At 43.9% G+C, this 2,288-nt stretch carries 1 protein-coding gene and 2 tRNA genes; all 3 read left to right on the top strand.

Annotated features, from left to right (window positions below; genetic code table 11):
• The first annotated feature begins 1 nt into the window (after position 1).
• The 3 genes from R7Q46_RS24685 to R7Q46_RS24675 all read left to right on the top strand — a co-directional run bounded on the left by R7Q46_RS24685 (position 2) and on the right by R7Q46_RS24675 (position 2,287).
• A tRNA-Asn gene (locus R7Q46_RS24685) sits at positions 2-77 on the top strand.
• A gap of 275 nt (positions 78-352) precedes the next feature.
• Positions 353-1,978: a methyl-accepting chemotaxis protein gene (locus R7Q46_RS24680; RefSeq protein ID WP_054702882.1), complete on the top strand. Its 1,626-nt coding sequence runs from the start codon at positions 353-355 to the stop codon at positions 1,976-1,978.
• 233 nt (positions 1,979-2,211) lie between these two features.
• A tRNA-Phe gene (locus R7Q46_RS24675) sits at positions 2,212-2,287 on the top strand.
• Position 2,288: the final 1 nt, after the last annotated feature.

Here is a 2,288-nt window from a genome sequence, read left to right as displayed (position 1 = left end):
TTCCTCCTTAGCTCAGTTGGTAGAGCGACGGACTGTTAATCCGCAGGTCGCTGGTTCGAGCCCAGCAGGAGGAGCCACTTTTAAAGCCGCATCACTTGATGTGGCTTTTTTGTATCTGCTTTATACGTCATTTCTCGCTTTCCCATTTATCTGCACTTCATTTCTAAACATCAGCAAACATTAAATCCTTTCTTCAAAAATACTTATTTCACGCTAAAAATTTAATCCTCATCGTAATTTCAATACGCATTAGTATCCGAGCACATTCATCTTCACTAAGATGCCCGAGTTCTTACATTTCTTCTTTTAGCTATGCCTTGCATAGTGATAACACTTTATTTGTGAGCTAAATATGAAACTAAAAACTCAAGCCTATTTATTATCTGCGATCATATTGCTAGCTCTCCTAGCTCTGACCGCAACGGGCTTATGGACACTTCGCGTCGCAAGTAACCTTGATAACAAAGCTCGAGTTACTGAGCTATTTAAAAGTGCGTACAGCATACTTACCGAAGTAGAAAAGATGGCTATCGAAGGCAAAATGCCGGAAGACGAAGCGAAAGCATTAGCCACTCGCCTACTTCGTAACAATATCTACAAAGACAACGAATACGTTTATGTCGCAGATGAAAATATGATGTTCATCGCCGCACCACTAGACCCTCAACTGCACGGAACCAGCTTCCATGACTTTAGAGATGGCAGTGGTAATAGTGTAGGCCAACTCATTCTAGATGTATTGGGGCACAAAACAGGTCAGATCGTTGAATATACCTGGAGCCAAAAACAAGCAGATGGCAGCATTGAAGAAAAACACTCGATAGCAGAAAAAACACCACACTGGGGCTGGGTTGTCGGTACAGGTATTGGCTTTAATGAAGTTAACGCACGTTTTTGGTCGACAGCACAATGGCAGCTTGCGCTGTGTCTGATTATCGCGGGAAGTATTCTAAGTGGCCTGATCATTTCGATTCGCAAAATGCTTCATCTACTTGGTGGAGAGCCTAACGACGTGCGTAAAGCAGTTCAAGCTGTCGCTCAAGGAGACATTCAGACCAGTTTTGATACTGTGGCACCGAGAGGAAGTATCTATCGTGCCGTGCAAGATATGAGTCAATCACTAGCTACCATGGTGACAAACCTAGAGAAGTCTATGCATGCACTGCGCGCAGAGTTGTTTGCCGTAGAGTCTCGATCAAATACGATTGCCGATCTTACCGTATCTCAGCAGCAATCAACGGCGATGATTGCCACTGCGATGACTGAAATGGCATCTTCAGCCAACCATGTTGCCAATTCAGCAAGCGACACCGCAAACAATACGGACGAGGCAGACAAACAAAGCCAACATACTCAGAAACTCATTCATAACACGGTTGAAAACATTCAAGGTTTAGCTTCTCAATTAAATACTGCGAGTAAAGCGGTCGCCGATCTAGATCAGGATGTAAATAATATTGTAAAAGTGCTCGATGTGATTGGTGATATTGCAGAGCAAACAAACCTATTGGCACTCAATGCAGCCATTGAAGCAGCACGTGCTGGAGAACAAGGCCGAGGCTTCGCAGTCGTTGCTGATGAGGTACGCAACCTAGCAGGACGCACACAAGACAGCACAAAAGAGATTCAGTATATGATCTCCAATCTGCAAGAAGGCTCTCGCAATGCCATTCACACAATGGAAATATGTGCAGAAACCAGTGAAAGCACTGTTACAGAGTCTAAGAATGCCTCTGAAGCTCTACAGCAAATTGTAACGGCGTTAGAATCTATCACCACAATGAGCCAGCAGATCGCTACTGCTGCCGCTGAGCAGACGCAGGTTAGCGATGATATTGCGCTACGCATAAACCTTATCGAGGAAAGCGGAGGCCAACTCAACTCTGTCGTAACCGAGAGCCAATCAAGTACTCAAAGTTTAGCTTCACTAGCGAATGAGCTAGAAGGTTGGGTAAACAAGTTCTCAGTAAAGCACTAGTTTAAAGTCAATTGTTCAATAAAAAGCACGTTTTCAGACGTGCTTTTTTGTTTTTATCGCCTTTATTTTGCAAGTGAACACACTATCAATGTTAAAACATCGCTTAAAGCATGGCGCATTGCTGCTAAAAACGCATAAAAACAGCCCACTCCGAGCACAAATTCATCAAACGATATTTTATTTTAATTTTATTGTTGACCTGAAAGCCGAAAAGCCTTTTAATACACCTCGTCGCCCGGATAGCTCAGTCGGTAGAGCAGAGGATTGAAAATCCTCGTGTCGGTGGTTCGATTCCGCCTCCGGGCACCAC

This window comes from Vibrio sp. 811, assembly GCF_033339195.1.
The sequence above is the reverse complement of the archived record's forward strand: the minus strand, read 5'-3'. Positions and strand labels throughout refer to the sequence as shown.